At 74.6% G+C, this 16,099-nt stretch carries 14 protein-coding genes; 7 read left to right on the top strand and 7 right to left on the bottom strand.

The window, feature by feature from the left end:
* Positions 1 to 4: 4 nt before the first annotated feature.
* Positions 5 to 1,345, top strand: coding sequence for a diaminopimelate decarboxylase (locus ACH4SE_RS06165; RefSeq protein WP_398542089.1), 1,341 nt, complete (start codon positions 5 to 7; stop codon positions 1,343 to 1,345).
* 82 nt (positions 1,346 to 1,427) lie between these two features.
* Here ACH4SE_RS06165 and ACH4SE_RS06160 read toward each other — a convergent pair whose 3' ends face one another.
* The 4 genes from ACH4SE_RS06160 to ACH4SE_RS06145 form a co-directional block, all read right to left on the bottom strand.
* Entirely contained in the window at positions 1,428 to 1,937 is a 510-nt protein-coding gene (locus ACH4SE_RS06160; RefSeq protein ID WP_398542088.1) for a hypothetical protein, read from the bottom strand.
* A gap of 246 nt (positions 1,938 to 2,183) precedes the next feature.
* Positions 2,184 to 3,086, bottom strand: a complete 903-nt coding sequence (locus tag ACH4SE_RS06155) for a MurR/RpiR family transcriptional regulator (protein ID WP_398542087.1) — start codon at positions 3,084 to 3,086, stop codon at positions 2,184 to 2,186.
* Between the two features lie 320 nt (positions 3,087 to 3,406).
* Positions 3,407 to 5,602 (bottom strand): MMPL family transporter, encoded by a 2,196-nt coding sequence (locus tag ACH4SE_RS06150; RefSeq protein WP_398542086.1) that lies wholly within the window; start codon positions 5,600 to 5,602, stop codon positions 3,407 to 3,409.
* 245 nt (positions 5,603 to 5,847) lie between these two features.
* On the bottom strand, positions 5,848 to 7,221 hold the full coding sequence (locus tag ACH4SE_RS06145) for an AMP-binding protein (protein WP_398542085.1): 1,374 nt from the start codon (positions 7,219 to 7,221) through the stop codon (positions 5,848 to 5,850).
* Positions 7,222 to 7,312: 91 nt separating this feature from the next.
* Here ACH4SE_RS06145 and ACH4SE_RS06140 point away from each other — a divergent pair, with 91 nt between their 5' ends.
* The gene (locus ACH4SE_RS06140; protein ID WP_398542084.1) at positions 7,313 to 7,723 is read left to right on the top strand and encodes a hypothetical protein; all 411 of its coding nucleotides are present in this window, start codon (positions 7,313 to 7,315) and stop codon (positions 7,721 to 7,723) included.
* A gap of 340 nt (positions 7,724 to 8,063) precedes the next feature.
* Here ACH4SE_RS06140 and ACH4SE_RS06135 read toward each other — a convergent pair whose 3' ends face one another.
* Positions 8,064 to 9,452 (bottom strand): cystathionine beta-synthase, encoded by a 1,389-nt coding sequence (locus ACH4SE_RS06135; RefSeq protein WP_398542083.1) that lies wholly within the window; start codon positions 9,450 to 9,452, stop codon positions 8,064 to 8,066.
* Positions 9,453 to 9,637: 185 nt separating this feature from the next.
* Between ACH4SE_RS06135 and ACH4SE_RS06130 the strand changes: the two genes are divergently transcribed.
* The 3 genes from ACH4SE_RS06130 (at position 9,638) to ACH4SE_RS06120 (ending at position 13,260) form a co-directional block, all read left to right on the top strand.
* The gene (locus ACH4SE_RS06130) at positions 9,638 to 10,708 is read left to right on the top strand and encodes an SGNH/GDSL hydrolase family protein (protein ID WP_398542082.1); all 1,071 of its coding nucleotides are present in this window, start codon (positions 9,638 to 9,640) and stop codon (positions 10,706 to 10,708) included.
* A 253-nt stretch (positions 10,709 to 10,961) separates the two neighbouring features.
* On the top strand, positions 10,962 to 12,182 hold the full coding sequence (locus tag ACH4SE_RS06125; protein WP_398542081.1) for an acetyl-CoA C-acetyltransferase: 1,221 nt from the start codon (positions 10,962 to 10,964) through the stop codon (positions 12,180 to 12,182).
* Positions 12,183 to 12,450: 268 nt separating this feature from the next.
* Complete coding sequence (locus tag ACH4SE_RS06120; RefSeq protein ID WP_398542080.1) at positions 12,451 to 13,260, top strand: hypothetical protein; 810 nt, start codon at positions 12,451 to 12,453, stop codon at positions 13,258 to 13,260.
* A gap of 43 nt (positions 13,261 to 13,303) precedes the next feature.
* On the opposite strand, the gene ACH4SE_RS06115 is transcribed toward ACH4SE_RS06120, so the two are convergent.
* Entirely contained in the window at positions 13,304 to 13,630 is a 327-nt protein-coding gene (locus ACH4SE_RS06115; protein ID WP_398542079.1) for a hypothetical protein, read from the bottom strand.
* A 143-nt stretch (positions 13,631 to 13,773) separates the two neighbouring features.
* On the opposite strand from ACH4SE_RS06115, the gene ACH4SE_RS06110 reads away from it, so the two are divergent.
* On the top strand, positions 13,774 to 14,007 hold the full coding sequence (locus ACH4SE_RS06110) for a DUF4287 domain-containing protein (RefSeq protein WP_398542078.1): 234 nt from the start codon (positions 13,774 to 13,776) through the stop codon (positions 14,005 to 14,007).
* A 106-nt stretch (positions 14,008 to 14,113) separates the two neighbouring features.
* Here ACH4SE_RS06110 and ACH4SE_RS06105 read toward each other — a convergent pair whose 3' ends face one another.
* Positions 14,114 to 14,983: a Bax inhibitor-1/YccA family protein gene (locus tag ACH4SE_RS06105; RefSeq protein ID WP_398542077.1), complete on the bottom strand. Its 870-nt coding sequence runs from the start codon at positions 14,981 to 14,983 to the stop codon at positions 14,114 to 14,116.
* Positions 14,984 to 15,191: 208 nt separating this feature from the next.
* Here ACH4SE_RS06105 and ACH4SE_RS06100 point away from each other — a divergent pair, with 208 nt between their 5' ends.
* Positions 15,192 to 16,070 (top strand): bifunctional DNA primase/polymerase, encoded by an 879-nt coding sequence (locus ACH4SE_RS06100; protein ID WP_398542076.1) that lies wholly within the window; start codon positions 15,192 to 15,194, stop codon positions 16,068 to 16,070.
* The last annotated feature ends 29 nt before the right edge of the window (positions 16,071 to 16,099 follow it).

The raw sequence follows: 16,099 nt of genomic DNA, 5'->3' as shown, positions 1-16,099 counted from the left end.
GGCCATGACGGACGAGGCGGGGTCGGCTGCGGAACAGGCGGCACAGCGGCGGAGCGGGGCACTGCGGGCCGCGGTGGCACGCGGGCTGGTGAGCGCGGAGCAACCGGTCGTCGGGCTGCTGGACACCGTGGGCGTCCGGCGGTCGTCGACCGCGCTGCACGCCGCCTTCGCCACACCCGGGGTCGCCGTCCAGCACACCTTCGCGGTCAAGGCGGCGTCGCTGGTGCCGGTCCTCGGCCTGCTCCGCGAGTACGGGCTCGGCGCCGAGGTGGCCAGCCCCGGCGAGCTGGCCCTCGCCCGGGCGGCGGGCATCCCGCCGGAGATGACGGTGCTGGACTCCCCCGCCAAGACCACCGCCGAGCTGCGCGAGGCGCTGGCACTCGGGATCGCCGTCAACGCCGACAACCCCGAGGAGCTCGCCCGCATCGACGCCCTGCTCGCCGCGGCCCCGTCCGCCTCACCGGTCGGCCTGCGGGTCAACCCCCAGGTCGGCGGCGGCAGCATCGACGCGATGAGCACCGCGACCGCCACCTCCAAGTTCGGCGTGGCACTGCGCGACCCGGGCGCCGAGGAGTGGGTGCTGCGCGCCTACGCCGAGCGGCCGTGGCTGACCCGGCTGCACACCCACACCGGCTCGCAGGGCGTGCCGCTGCCGCTCATGGCCGCGGGCGTGCGGGCCGCCCACGACCTCGCCGAGCGCATCAACGCCGCCGCCGGACGGCAGCAGGTCACGACCCTCGACATCGGCGGCGGACTGCCCGTCGACTTCACCTCGGACGCGACCGACCCCACCTTCGGTGCCTACGCCGACCTGCTGCGCGCCGAGGTGCCGGGCCTCTTCGGGGGGCGCTACGGCATCGTCACCGAATTCGGCCGCTCGCTGCTGGCCAAGCACGGCACGGTGCTGGCCCGCGTCGAATACGCCAAGTCCGCCGGCGGGCGGCCCATCGCCGTCACGCACGCGGGCGCCCAGGTCGCCACCCGCACCGTCTTCGCACCCGAGGCGTGGCCGCTGCGCGTCCTCGCCCTCGACCCGCAGGGACGGCCCAAGACCGGCGAGCCCGTCGTCCAGGACGTCGCCGGGCCCTGCTGCTTCGCGGGGGACCTCGTCGCCCGCGGCCGCGCCCTGCCGCTGCTGGCCGCGGGCGACCACGTGGCCCTGCTGGACACCGGGGCCTACTACTTCTCGACGCACTTCGCCTACAACGCGCTCCCCCGCCCCGCCGTCTGGGCCTACGCCGGGGAGCCCGGCGCCGAGCCCGGCTTCGCACCGGTCCGCGCCGCCCAGACCCTCGACGAGCTGCTCGCCGAGAGCGGCGCCGCCCTCCCGCCGCTCCAGCCCTGAGCGGCCCGAGCGGCCCCGAGCAGCGCCGTGCGGCCCCGAGGCCCCGAGCAGCACGGCAGGCACCCGGTGGAGCCCCGCCGTCTCAGCGGCGGCGCCCGCCGCCGGGCACCGCGTCACCCGCGCCGATACCGGTGAGCTGGTAGGCGGCCTGGTCACCGTCGGGCCGCACCCACAGCAGCGCCTCCCGGCCCCGCTCGATCCGGGCTATCCGCAGCGCCCGCGCGAACAGCCCCGCGCCCGCCCCGGCCAGCAGCATCCCGCCCGCGCAGGGCAGCCCCGCCGACGAGCCCAGCGCGACCACGAAGGCCAGCAGCAGCCACCAGCGGCGGCGGCGCAGCCAGGCCCGCGCGGTCACCTTGCGGTCCTGGAGGAAGACCGACTTCGCCGCCCGGGCGGCATTCCGCGCCCGTGCCTCGGCCCGGCCGGCCCGTACGAAGAAGACGGCGAACGCCGCCACGAGGAACAGCGCCGCTCCGGCCGTCACGCCGATCCGCCGCCCGGTGGGGCTGAACGTCACCGCCGCGCCGGGCGCCGCGGCCACGATCCCCAGCCACCACAGCCACACTCCCGCGGTCCGCACCGTCACGGCCACCCGCGCCAATGTGTAGGCCCCGCGCACCACGTCACACACCTCCTCTTCCGCCGGCCCGTCCTCCGCGCGCCATCCGCCGCGGCCGGCCCACGGCGTCGCACACCAGGTGACGGGAGGTTACTTCGGCATTCTCAGATTTTCGTTAAAACGTACGTCCACCCCCACGCCCGGCCGCCCACGCCGGGCACCGCCTCGCCCGCCGGCGCCCGCGGCTCACTCCACGAACACCCGCCGGGCGCCCGCGGCTCACTCCACGAACACCCCGCGCGCCGCGGCCCGCGCGTCGAACTCCTCCAGCCGCGCCTGCGCCTGCGGCAGCTCGTCGCACATCGCCTCCAGCAGCGCCCGGCCGAGCAGCATCGGCGCGCACGCGGTGTCGAAGGCCAGCCCCGTCCCGACCGCAGCCGGCAGCAGCAGGTCGCTGTGCGCCGCGACGGGCGCGAACGCGCTGTCCGCCACGGTCACGACGGTCAGCCCCGCCCCGCGGGCGTACGCCAGCGCCTCCACCACCTCCCGCGGATGCCGCGGCAGCGCGAAGCACAGCAGCGCACTCGCCCCCGCGCGCACGGCGGCGTCGATGCGGTCGGCGAGCACCGTGCCGCCCTCGTCCAGCAGCCGCACGTCCGGGTGCACCTTGGCGGCGAAGTACGCGAAGCCCCCCGCCTGCGCACCGGCCGCACGCAGTCCCAGCACCGGCAGCGGCACCGACGCGGCCAGCAGAGCCCCGGCCCGGGCGACCGGCGCGGGATCGGCGAGCAGCGCCGCGAGGTGCCGCAGGTTCTCGATCTCGGCCTGCACGGCCTGCTGGTACTCGTTGCCGCCCGCCGCCTCCTGCTCGGCGGGTGCGGCCGCCGGCACCTCCCGCAGATACCGCCGCAGAGCGGGGTAACCGTCGAAGCCCAGGGCCACCGCGAAGCGCGTCACGGACGGCTGGCTGACGCCCGCGAGTTCGGCGACCTCCACGCTGGACAGGAAGGGCGCGTCCGCCGCACGCCGCACGAGGCAGTGCGCGATCCGCCGCTGGGTCGGCGTCAGCCGGTGTGCCTCGAACAGCTTCAGCAGCCGGCCCGCGGCGCTCTCGCCGCCCGCCCCCGCCGGGGCGGCCGGGCCCGCGAGGCCGCCGTCACCCGCCGCCGTGCCGCCGCTCATCTGCCGCGGCCCGCCGCGTCGCCACTGCCCATCCCCGACCCCCTTCTCAGGCCTCCTATTCACCGATCCCTGACTCTGCATGACCGTATGCATTCCGGCAAGGCCCGCGCCCGCCCCGCCGATCACCAGGCCGCGCGCACGTCGCCGCCGCCCTCCGCCCCTCCTCACCGCCGGCCCGTGTCCACACCCCCTCCCGCCCTCTCACTTTCCGTCACCCTCCGACCACCGTCCGCTGTCCCAGCGTAACCGAAAGGGCCGGACAGGTGATCGACACCTGTCCGGCCCTGTGGACAACTCAGCTACCGCTGCGCATCCGCAGCTCAGCGCCTCCCGGGCGCGTCGAGCTCGGCGTCCCGACGGCCGTCGGGACCGCCCGGGCCGCCCGGACCGCCGACGCCCCCGGATCCGTTCTCCCCGGTCTTCACCGCCCGGTCGGCGTGCCCCGGCCACCACGCGGCGTGCCCGATGAGCGCGGTGAGGCTCGGCGTGAAGAACATCGCCATCACGAAGGCGGCCATCACGATGCCGAAGGCGACCGTGAAGCCCATCTGCGTCAGGAAGGAGTTGCCGGAGAGCATCAGCGTCGCGAAGGTCGCCGCGAGGATCACGCCCGCCGCGCCGACCGTCGGGCCGGCGTGCTTGAGCGCCTCGGCCGCGGCCTCGCGCGGGTCGCGGCCCTCGCGGGCCTCCTCCCTGAGCCGGGCGATCATCAGGATGTTGTAGTCCGTGCCGATGGCGACGACGAACAGGTACATGATGATCGGCAGCATGAAGATCAGCCCGTCGCCCCGCCCGAACAGCAGCACGGTGGTGCCGAGGGTGGCGCCGAAGCCGAGACCGACGGACGCGATCAGGTACCAGGGCGCGACCACGCTGCGCAGCAGCAGGCCCAGGATGATCATGATCAGCACCGCGGCGACCGGGAACACCGTCCGGTAGTCGTGGTTCACCGCCGCGTTGATGTCCTTGAAGATCGACGACGTGCCGCCGACGAAGGCCTCGGTCCCGGGCGGCGCGTTGTCGTGGGCGGCGCTGCGGATGCCGTCGACCGTGCCGATCGCCTTGTCACTGGCCGCCTCGTACTTCAGCGTGACCGTGAAGTTCGCGGTGGTGCCCGCCTTGTTCAGGTCGCTGGACCTGTCGAAGCTGACGGCCGCGACACCGTCGACCTTGCTCAGCTTGTCGCCGTAGGCCGACAGGTCCGCGGGCAGCGGCTTGCCGTCGGTGCTGTTGAGGTAGACGTTGGTCGGCTCGGCGGCGCCGGCGGAGTAGGCCCTGGCCAGGGTGTCCTGGACGACCATCGACTCCTTGGACTTCGGGATCGAGCCGGACGCCAGGTCGTAGGACGCCTTGTAGCCGAAGGTGCCGAGCGCCAGGAGCAGCATCACCAGGCCCGACACCACCGCGACGAGGCCGGACCTGCGGCCGACGAGCCGGCCGACGGCGGCGAAGCGGGTGCCCGTGGGCTCCTGCCGCCACTTCTTTCCGGGCCAGAACAGCACACGGACCGGGATGAGCGAGCACACCGCCGGGAAGAGCGTCAGACCGGCGATCAGCGTGACCGCGACCAGGATGGCCAGGGCCGGGCCGAGCTGGGTGAGGAAGCCGAGCGTCGACAGCGCCAGGGCGCAGAAGGCGATGATCACCGCGCCGGCCGCGGAGGCGATCGCCTCGCCGACCCTGGTGACGCTGTTGATCATGGCCTGCTTGGGTTCGTCACCCGCCCTCAGCCGTTCCCGGTAGCGGAACATCAGGAAGAGGAAGTAGTCGGTGCCGACGCCCAGCACCACCACGATGAGCAGCGCCGAGATCGAGCTGTTGGCCTGGAGGCCGAAGACCTTGGTGGCGTCGGCGATCAGCGCGTTGGAGACGGTGAAGACGACGCCGATGAGCAGCACCAGCGGCATGATCGCGATGAGCGGCGACCGGAAGATGATCAGCAGCGTGACGATGATGATCAGCAGCGAGCCGAACAGCGCGACCGCGTCCGACGTCTTGCCGGCCTCCTGCTGGTCCAGGTTCTGCGCGGCCTGGCCGCCCACCTGGACCTTGAGCGCGGTGCCCTTGGCCAGGTCGGTGGAGTCCTTGCGCAGCTCCTTGGCGGCGTCGGCCTGCTTGGGCTGGCCCGCCGACTTCTTGTCCATCTGGACGTAGGCGGTGGTGTACTTCCCGTCCTTGGACGAGGTGCCGGCGACGACCTTCTGGACCTGGTCGATCTTCTTGCCGCCCAGGTCCTTGGTGATCCGGGTGATGTCGGCCTGGTCGGTCCGGGTCAGCTTGCCGCCGTCCTCGCGCTGGTAGAGCACGATCGCGGCCGGGGTGAAGGCCTGGGGAAATGCCTTCTCCTGGAGGTCCATGGCCTTGATGGACTCGTAGCTGCTCGGCAGGAAGCTGCTCTCGTCGCTGTTGGACGGAAGGCTCGGGGCGGTCGCGATGATCGCGACGGCCGCGATGACCCACGCGACGATGGTCCATACGGGATGGCGGACGACTGTGCGTCCGATGCGGTGGAACATGCGGTGCTGCCTCCATGGCAGGACGTATCACCGCCACCCTTCGGAGCGGGACCGGGGTATCGGCGACCCGGACGGGCCCGGGGAGGCCGTCCGGTTGGTACGGGCAACGTTGTCTGTGGGACGAGCTTACTTGCCGCCCGGCAAGCGGCAAGCGCGAGGTCCCGGCCCGGCGCCGGCCGGAGGCCGTCCTCACGCGCGGGACGGAGCACACCCCTCCGCTCGGTCCGCCACCACGTCTACCCCGGTCAGACGGGCGGCAGCAACCGCTTTTGCGGCTTGCCCATCGCGTTGCGCGGCAGTTCGGCGAGGAAGCGCACCGTCCGCGGCCGCTTGTGCACCGAGAGCCGCGCGGCCACGAAGTCCGTCAGCTCCGTCGCGGTCACACCGTCCGCCACCACGTAGGCCACGATCTGCTGCCCCAGGTCCGGATCCGGCGCGCCGACGACGGCCGCCTCCCGTACGGCGGGGTGGTCCAGCAGCGCGTTCTCCACCTCGCCCGCGCCGATCCGGTAGCCGCCCGACTTGATGAGGTCGGTCGAGGCGCGGCCGACGATGCGGTGCGTGCCGTCCTCGCCGACCGCGGCGATGTCGCCGGTGCGGAACCAGCCGTCGTCGGTGTACGAGGCGGCGGTCGCCTCGGGGCGGCCCAGATAGCCGTCGAAGAGCGTGGGGCCCTGCAACTGGAGCTCGCCGATCCCGTCGGCGGACTCGGCCACCCGGGTGGTGATCCCGGCGAGCGGGGTGCCCACCGCGCCCGGCGAGCGGACGCCGTCCGCCCGCGCGCTCACCGTGATCAGCGTCTCCGTCATGCCGTAGCGCTCCACCGGCTCGTGGCCGGTCAGCGCGCGCAGCGAGCGGAAGACCGGCTCGGGCAGCGGCGCGCTGCCGGAGACCAGCAGCCGGGCTCCCGCCAGCGCGCGGGCCGCGTCCTCGTCCCGCGCCACGCGGTGCCAGACGGTCGGCACCCCGAAGTACAGGCTGCCGCCCGCCGCCGCGTAGGCCGCGGGCGTCGGCCGGCCGGTGTGGACCAGGCGGCTTCCGGTGCGCAGCGCCCCGAGGACGCCCAGCACGAGCCCGTGCACGTGGAACAGCGGCAGCCCGTGCACCAGGGTGTCGTCCGCGGTCCACTGCCACGCCTGCGCGAGGGCGTCGAGATCCGCGGCGACGGCGCCGCGCGAGACCAGCACGCCCTTGGGCGGCCCCGTCGTCCCCGAGGTGTAGAGCACCAGGGCGGCGTTCCGGTACGGGGACGGCTCCGTGCCCGTGCCCGCCGCCGCGGCGGGGCCGGGGACGGGCGTGAAGTCGGCGCGCTCGGCGAAGTCGACGGTCACCACCTCGGCGCCGGAGTCGCGCAGGATGTGCTCGCTCTCGGCGGGTCCGGCGTCCGGGGCGAGCGGGACGACCGGCACTCCCGCCAGCAGCCCGCCGACGACCGCGGCCACCGTCTCCAGCGAGGCGGTGGCCCGTACCGCGAAGGCCGGCGCCCCCGCGACCCGCCGGGCGACCGCACCCGCGGCGCCGAGCAGTTCCTCGTACGAGCTGCTGCGTCCGTCGACGGTCAGCGCGTCCGCCCGGTCCGTACCGCCGTGCAGGGCGGTCAGCAGCGGTGCGTCGGCCATGGCGGGTCCTCCTGGGGGACGGCTCGCCCCCGGCGGACCCGGGGGCTAACCCCAGTGTGGCCCACGGCACCCGCCGCCTACGGTTGGGCACATGGACACCCGCGACCCGGAACTGACCAAGGAACTCTCCGCGACCTTGCAGGCCCGCAAGGACCTCGGAGAGGAGTACGAATCCGCGCTCGTCGACTCCTTCATCGAGAAGGTGTCGGACAGTATCGACAGCCGCGTCGAGCAGCGGATCCGCCGCGAGCTGGCGCAGCAGCAGACGTCCTTCGCACGCGCCGACCGCCGCCCGATCGGCCCGCCGCAGCCCGGCCCCGGCTTCGCCCGCTACGGTTTCGCGGGCTTCACGCTGATCCTGGCGATCCCGCTGTCGGCCATCGCCGCGACGCAGGCGGGCACCGCGGGCCTGTTCATCAGCTGGGCGGGCATCGTGGGGGTCAACGTGGCGCAGGGCCTGGCCGGTGCGTGGTCGAGGGCGAAGCCGTCGCGCGACGAGTGACCGGCGGGCCGGCGGCCGCGCGAGGGGGTAGTCGCGGGGACCGCCGCACCCCCGGACCAGGTCCGGAGGGCGGGACGACGGCGGTCCCCGCGAGGGACGCGAGCCGGGTCAGGACCGGGCTGTACGCGTCCGGGTCACCATGGAGTCCGGGAGCCGCTCCGGAAGTCCCTGGCGCCGTCTGATGCCGTCGGGGCGGGGTGGCCGCCCGCCCTTCCGACATGCACCAATGTGCCGGACGCGTGTTAAGCGCGTGCTGCGCGGACGTGTCGCGGGTGTACCAGTTCCGCGAACCCCCGGACCGGCGAGGACTGCGCGCCCGGCCGCTCCCGCCCGCCGCCGGTCAGGCGGCGCCGTGCAGCGCGAGGAAGGCCAGCAGGTCCTGGCGGCTCACCACGCCCGTGGGCTTGCCCTCCACCAGCACGATCGCGGCGTCCGCCGCCTCCAGCACCGTCATCAGGTCGGCGACCCGCTCGCCGGAGCCGACCTGCGGCAGCGGCCGGCACATGTGCTTGTCCAGCGGGTCGTCCAGGCTCGCGGCCTTGGTGAACAGCGCGTGCAGCAGGTCGCGCTCCACGACCGAGCCGACGACCTCCGCGGCCATCACGTCCGGGTGCCCCGCGCCCGGCTTGACCACGGGCATCTGCGAGACGCCGTACTCGCGCAGCACCTCGATGGCCTGGCCGACGGTCTCGTCCGGGTGCATGTGCACCAGCTGCGGCATGCCGCCGGTCTTGTGCGCCAGGACGTCGGAAACGCGCGACTCGCCCTCGCCGTCGTCGAGGAAGCCGTGCGAGCTCATCCACTCGTCGCTGAAGATCTTCGAGAGGTAGCCGCGCCCGCTGTCCGGCAGCAGGACCACGACGACGTCGTCGGGGCCGAGCCGCTCGGCCACCTTCAGGGCCGCCACGACCGCCATCCCGCACGAGCCGCCGACCAGCAGCCCCTCCTCGCGCGCCAGCCGCCGGGTCATCTGGAAGGAGTCCTTGTCGGACACGGCCACGATCTCGTCGGCCACGCCCCGGTCGTAGGCCTCGGGCCAGAAGTCCTCGCCCACGCCCTCGACCAGGTACGGCCGGCCGGAGCCGCCGCTGTAGACCGAGCCCTCCGGGTCGGCGCCCACCACCTGCACCCGCCCGCCGCTGACCTCCTTGAGGTAGCGGCCGGTGCCGGAGATGGTGCCGCCGGTGCCGACGCCCGCCACGAAGTGCGTGATCCGGCCGTCCGTCTGCCGCCACAGCTCCGGCCCGGTGGACTCGTAGTGCGACAGCGGGTTGTTCGGGTTGCTGTACTGGTCGGGCTTCCAGGCGTTCGGCGTCTCGCGCACCAGGCGGTCGGACACGTTGTAGTACGAGTCCGGGTGCTCGGGGTCCACCGCCGTCGGGCAGACGACGACCTCGGCGCCGTACGCCCGCAGTACGTTGATCTTGTCGGTGGACACCTTGTCCGGGCAGACGAAGATGCAGCGGTAGCCCTTGCGCTGCGCCACCATGGCCAGGCCCACACCCGTGTTGCCGGAGGTCGGCTCCACGATGGTGCCGCCGGGCTTCAGGTCGCCGCTGCGCTCGGCGGCCTCGATCATGCGCAGGGCGATGCGGTCCTTCACCGAACCGCCGGGGTTGAAGTACTCGACCTTCGCCAGGACGGTGGCCCTGACGCCCTCGGTCACACTGCTGAGCCTCACCAGCGGGGTGTTGCCGACGAGGCTGATCATCGAGTCGTGAAACTGCACCGTAGTGTCTCCGGGTTCTCCGTCGTGGTGGGGGCCAGCCTAGGGGGCGGGACGCGGGCGGCCGGAGGCGAAACGGCGAAACGGCGCGCAACACGCGCGGCGCGGGGAGCGTTGACGTTGCCGCAGGCGTTCCGCGGGGCAACACGTGAATGTAGCGGCGAGTGGACGGGTGGTGAGCGGGCTCGATGTCGAGGGCGAGGGTGGCGCGGCGGATCGCGGCCGCGGCGGCGGTCGGCGGGGGCGGGATCAGCCTGCTGGGCGGAGCGGCGGTCGGGCTGGTCCTGGCGGAGGTCAGGCTGGCCAGACGGGTGGTGGGCGGATCCGGGGACGTGCCGCCGCGGGCCGACGGCAGGTACGGGTCGGCGTTCGCGCACGCCGCCGCCGAGCCGCCGCTGCGGCTGGTCTTCCTGGGCGACTCCACGGCCGCCGGCCAGGGTGTCCACCGCGCGGGCCAGACCCCGGGGGCGCTGCTCGCGTCCGGCCTCGCCGCGGTCGCGGAGCGGCCGGTGCGGCTGGTCACCGTCGCGCAGCCGGGCGCGCAGTCCGACGACCTGCCGCGCCAGGTGGAGCTGGTCCTCGCACCGGACGCCTCGCCGCCCGACGTGGCGGTGATCATGATCGGGGCCAACGACGTCACCCACCGGATGCCGCCGGCGACCTCGGTGCGGCTGCTGGGGGACGCCGTGCGGCGGCTGCGCGCGGCCGGCGTCGAGGTCGTCGTCGGCACCTGCCCCGACCTCGGCTCCGTGGAACCCGTCTACCAGCCGCTGCGCTGGCTGGCGCGCCGGATGAGCCGGCAGCTGGCAGCGGCGCAGACCATCGCCGTGGTGGAGGCGGGCGGGCGTACGGTCTCGCTCGGCGACCTGCTGGGGCCGGAGTTCGCGGCGCGGCCGCGCGAGCTGTTCGGCCCGGACAACTACCACCCCTCGGCCGAGGGGTACGCGACGGCCGCGATGGCGGTGCTGCCGACGCTGTGCGCGGCGCTGGGGCTGTGGCCGCAGGCCGACGAGCGGCCGGACGCGCGGCGCGGCGAGGGCTTCCTGCCGGTGGCCCAGGCGGCGGCGGAGGCGGCCGGCACGGGCGGTACGGAGGTCACGGCGGCCCATGACGCGCCCGCGGGCCCGCGCGGGCGCTGGGCGCTCGTCAAGCGGCGCCGGCGGCATCCGCTGGAGCAGGCGCGGGAGGACGTGCCCGCGGCGGGGGCCCGGAGCGGGGACGCCGGGGAGGCGGGCGGCGCGGCGGACCGGTCGGCGTAACCGCGGTGCCCGCGGGGTAGGGGTGGGTCGTCGGCGGGTAAGCAAGCGCTCAGAAAGTAGCCCGCATCACAGGGCCCGGCGGATGACGCGCCCTGCTACGCGCGGGTAACTTTCCAGTCGGCCCCCGCGCCCGGGACGCCGCGCCCGCCTCGGCGGGTCCGGGGCCGCACCACCCGCCCAGCCCCGCCCCGCCCCGCACCAGTCCAGCCCCGCATCCCAGTCCACCGCCACAGCCCCGCCGAGGAGTGCCGCGATGCCCGAAGCCGTCATCGTCTCCACCGCCCGTTCGCCCATCGGGCGCGCCTTCAAGGGATCGCTCAAGGACCTGCGCCCGGACGACCTCGCCGCGACGGTCATCCGGACCGCGCTCGGCAGGGTCCCGCAGCTCGACCCGCACGACATCGACGACCTGATGCTCGGCTGCGGCCTGCCCGGCGGCGAGCAGGGCTTCAACATGGCCCGGATCGTCGCCGTGCAGATGGGCATGGACCACCTGCCGGGCTGCACGGTCACCCGCTACTGCTCCTCGTCGCTCCAGACCACCAGGATGGCGCTGCACGCCATCAGGGCCGGCGAGGGCGACGTGTTCGTCTCGGCGGGCGTGGAGATGGTCTCGCGCTTCGCCAAGGGCAACTCCGACTCGCTGCCCGACACCATGAACCCGCTCTTCGACGAGGCCGTCGCCCGCACCGCGGAGCGCGCCGGGCAGAGCGGGGCCGGCTGGCACGACCCGCGCGAGGACGGCCGGCTCCCCGACGCGTACATCGCGATGGGGCAGACGGCGGAGAACCTGGCGGCGCTCAAGGGCGTCACACGGCGCGAGCAGGACGAGTTCGGCGTCCGCTCGCAGAACCTGGCGGAGCAGGCGCTGAAGAACGGCTTCTGGGAGCGCGAGATCACCCCCGTGACCCTCCCGGACGGCACCGTGGTGGCCGCGGACGACGGCCCGCGGGCGGGCGTGACCATGGAGGGCGTCGCGGGCCTCAAGCCGGTCTTCCGGCCCGACGGCACCGTGACGGCCGGCAACTGCTGCCCGCTCAACGACGGCGCCGCGGCCCTGGTGATCATGTCCGACACCAAGGCGCGCGAGCTGGGGGTCACGCCGCTGGCGCGGATCGTCTCCACGGGCGTCTCGGCGCTCTCCCCCGAGATCATGGGCTACGGCCCGGTGGAGGCCTCGCGGCAGGCGCTGCGGCGGGCCGGGATGGGGATCGGGGACATCGACCTGGTCGAGATCAACGAGGCCTTCGCCGCCCAGGTCATCCCCTCCTACCGGGACCTCGGCATCGACCTGGACCGGCTCAACGTCAACGGCGGCGCCATCGCCGTGGGCCACCCCTTCGGCATGACGGGCGCGCGCATCACCGGCACGCTGATCAACAGCCTGCAGTTCCACGACAAGCAGTTCGGCCTGGAGACCATGTGCGTCGGCGGCGGCCAGGGAATGGCCATGGTGATCGAGCGCCTTTCGTGACGCTCCGCCACCGTCCGACTCCGTAGCACCCAGTTGTGACGTATGTCGCAGGCACCCTGCCCCCGGGAGGTACTTTGTCCCGGGGGCATCGCGTTTACCCAGGTCAGGCCGCCCCCAGCAAAACCGGACAGAACCCGGAATCCGCCCGAAGTCATGACTTTCCGCACTGCGGGGGCCAGGGGTTTACCGGCACAGTGATGTGAGGGGAAAGTTTCGTCCACCGGACAAGTGGGCAATTGCTCGGGTCGCGTCAGTCGGGAGAACGTCAGTGAGTGCCAACTTCACCGTCCTGCTGGTCGCCGCGGGTCTCGCCGTGGCGGCGGGTTCCGCCGCTCTGGTCTCCGCCCGCGGGGTGCGGCGCGAGCTGGCCGCGCTGCGCCGGGACCTCGCCGGGCTCGCCGTGCCCGGGCAGCGCGACGCGGACGGCATCAGGGCCGCCGTCGCGGGCGCCCTCGCCGACGAGCGCGAGCGCGAGCTGGCCGAGGCCCGCGCCTTCTGGGCCGAGCAGGAGGCCCGCGAGAGCGCGGGCGAGGCACCCCTCTTCCGCGGGCTGTACGGCGCCGCGGACGGGCCGCTGCCCGGCTGCGACTACGAGGTGCCGCCGGTGCTGCCCTACCTGCCCCGGCAGACCGACCTCGCCGGCCTCGACGCGGCCGAGGCCGCCTTCGACGGCGGCCGCGAGGCCGAGAGCGCGGGCGACGCCGGTGACGCCGGCCTGCCCGCGCCCGGCACGATCCCGCACCCGTCGGGCCCGGACTTCGCGCCCTCGCCGGTCGTCGCCTCGCCGGACCAGACCGCAGACCGGCTCGCCGACCTCGCGGACGGCCGCATCCCGCTCTCCGACGTCCGTCCCGGCCCGCTGGGCACGCTGGACGTGTACGTCTTCGCGGACGGCACCACGCTGTGCATGACGCCGGGCCACCGGGAGACCGCACTGCGGCTGTCGGAGGCACTCGACCGCGGCGACGTCCCCGTCCTGCGCGGCGGCTCGGCGATAGCCGGGGCCTACGCCCTGACCTTCGCCTTCGGCGAGGAGAGCGTCTACGTGCTGGCCGACCGCGTCGTCGCCTCGCTCTGACCGCGGGGCCCCACGGGGCCGCTGACGCCGCCTCACGCGGCCGTCAGCCGACCGCCCGGGCCGCCTGCGCGACCTTCTCGCGCGCCTCGTCCAGCAGCGCGCCGTGCCCGGGCCGCGCCGCCACCGCGAGCAGCTCCCGCCCGGCGAGGGAGAGCTGGTCACCGACCACGAAGACGCCCTCGTCCGGCATCACGTACGGTTCCCGCCCGGGGAATTCCAGCAGTTGGGCCTCGCGGTCCAGCCAGCGCGCCAGGTCCAGTCCGGCCGCCGCGGCGCCCGCCTGGAGCCGTCGCTGGGGCAGCGAGCGCAGCCGCCCCGCCAGCCGCTCCACCGCGGCGCCCAGCTCGTCCGGTCGTGTGTGCTCGGGCATGAGCCGACAGTACCGGGGTACGGAGGAGGGCCTCGCACCCCTGTCCGTCCCCGGCGGTTCGCTGCGCGATGGTTGCGCGATGGTTGCCAACGCACCGCCACTCGGGCACGGTGGGGTGACCGGACCACTTACCGGAGGCGCCGATGTACCAAACGCACTTCTCCGAGGAAACCCACCGGAACCTGATCGACCGCATCCCGCACTGCACCGGCCGCGAGGTCAGCGAGTGGCTGTCCGCCCTCGCCGAAGGGCCCGCGTTCTTCCGCTTCGACGAGAAGGTCAGCTGGCTGCGCAGCGAGCACGACCTCTCCTACGGCCACGCGAAGGCCCTCGTCCACGAGTACGACCTGCGGCGGGCCGCCCGCAACCTGCGCTGACCCGGTTGCCACTGCCCACTCCCCCACGCCTGCGGGCTGCCGGGAAGCGGAACCTCCCGGCAGCCCGCGGACGTGCGCACCACACCCCGGGGAGCGGCGGGGCGCGTCAGTCGCGCAGGATCGCGATCAGCTGCAGCAGCTGCAGGTAGATCCACACCAGCGACAGTGTCAGGCCGAAGGCCGCGAGCCAGGACTCCTCGCGCGGGGCGCCGCCCCGGACGCCCTCCTCCACCTGCTTGAAGTCCAGTGACAGGAAGAACGCGCCCAGCGCCACGCCGAGCACGCAGAAGACGATGCCCAGCGGGCCCGTGCGCAGCCCCAGCGTGTCCGAGCCGCCGAAGGCCGCGAAGAGCAGGTTCACCAGCATCGCGAGCACGAAGCCGATCGCGACGGCCATGCCGATGCGCTGGTAGCGCGCGGTGACGCGGATGATCCGCGCGCGGTACGCGACGAGCATGCCCGCGAGGACGGCCACCGTCCCCAGCACCGCCTGCACCGGCGCGCCCTGCCAGGCCTGGTTGTACTCCCGGCTCAGCACGCCGAGGAAGACGCCCTCGAAGGCGGCGTAGCCGAGGATCAGCGCGGGTACGGGACGGCGTCTGAACGCCTGCACCATGGCCAGCACGAACGCGACCAGCGCGGCGCCCACCGCCACGCCGACGCGGTCCGGCAGCACGACCCACCCCAGGACGGCGCCGACCGTCAGCGTGCCGAGCGTGAGGCCGGTACGCGTCACGACGTCGTCGATCGTCATCCGCCCGGTCTGGGCCGGACCGGCGGCGGGCGCCGCGTACATCTCCTCCAGCTGTCCGCCGCCCGCGGGCCCCGGCCGGTCGTACGGATTGCGTGGCGGCCGCGTGTACGGGCCGCCGTCCTGCGCGCCGCCGTACGGACCGCCGCCGGCCGGCTCGAAGCCTGCGTAGTCGTTCGCGCGGGTGAAGCCCCGCCGGGAGAGGACCGGGTTGCTGCTCCTCATCGCACTCCTCCAAGGCCGCGTCCGCGGCTCTGCGTCAAGAGTAATGGCTTGGCAAAGAACCAGCCTTCCCGCGGATCGCCGGCTCGAACACGCCCGCCGCGCCCCGCACCCGCGGTCCCGATGCGCATACCCGGTGGACGGCCGGGCTCCGGCGGGGTATCACTGAGGAGTGCAGACGAACACGCGTTCGAAACCCAGGGAGCAGGCCATGGCACGCCCCGACCACACCCGCGCCCTGCACGCGGCCCTGCTCGCCGCCGCCCGCGGCCTGCCCGTCTTCCCGCTCTCCCGCAGCAAGCTGCCCGCCGTCCGCTCCCCGCACCGCGACGAGCCCCGTCCGGCGGCGCTGTGCCGCGGCGCGTGCGGGCGGCCGGGCCACGGGGTGCACGACGCCAGCACCGACCCGGCGCGGATCCGTGCGCTCTTCGCCGTGGCCCCCTGGGCGACGGGCTACGGCGTCGCGTGCGGGCGGGCCCCGCACCACCTCGTCGGCGTCGACCTGGACGTCAAGCACGGCGCGGACGGCGTCGCCGCACTGCGCGCCCTCGCCGCGGAGCACGGCTTCACCGTGCCCGAGACGTTCACCGTGCTGACCCCCTCCGGCGGCCGCCACCTGTGGTTCACGGCACCCGGGCCCGTCCCCAACTCGGCGGGACGGCTGGCCCGCGGTGTCGACATACGCGGCGAGGGCGGCTACGTCGTCGGCCCCGGTTCGCGCACCCTGGCCGGCCGCTACGTGCCCGCTCCCGGCCCGTCCGGCACCGCGCTCGCCCCCGCCCCGGCGGCGCTGCTGCGGCTGGCGGCCCCGCCGGCGCCCCCGGCCGAGCCGCAGCCCCGGCACGCCGCCGGGCCGCGGCACCCCGCCGAGAAGCGGGCCGCGGCCCTGGTGCGCTTCGTGCTGGACTCCCAGGAGGGCGAGCGCAACGGCCGGCTCTTCTGGGCCGCCTGCCGCGCCTACGACGCCGGGATCGGCGACACCCTCGCGCCCGCGCTGGTGACGGCGGCCGTGCACGCCGGGCTCAGCGAGCGGGAGGCCGCCGCCACGGTGGCGTCGGCGGGCCGGCTGCGCACCGCCCCGCATCCGTGACGCGGGGCGGTGGCCGTGGCCGGGATCCG

This window comes from Streptomyces sp. NPDC020983, assembly GCF_044333485.1.
Taxonomy (GTDB): domain Bacteria; phylum Actinomycetota; class Actinomycetes; order Streptomycetales; family Streptomycetaceae; genus Actinacidiphila.
Note: the sequence above shows the minus strand (reverse complement) of the source record. Positions and strands in the feature narration are given on the sequence as shown.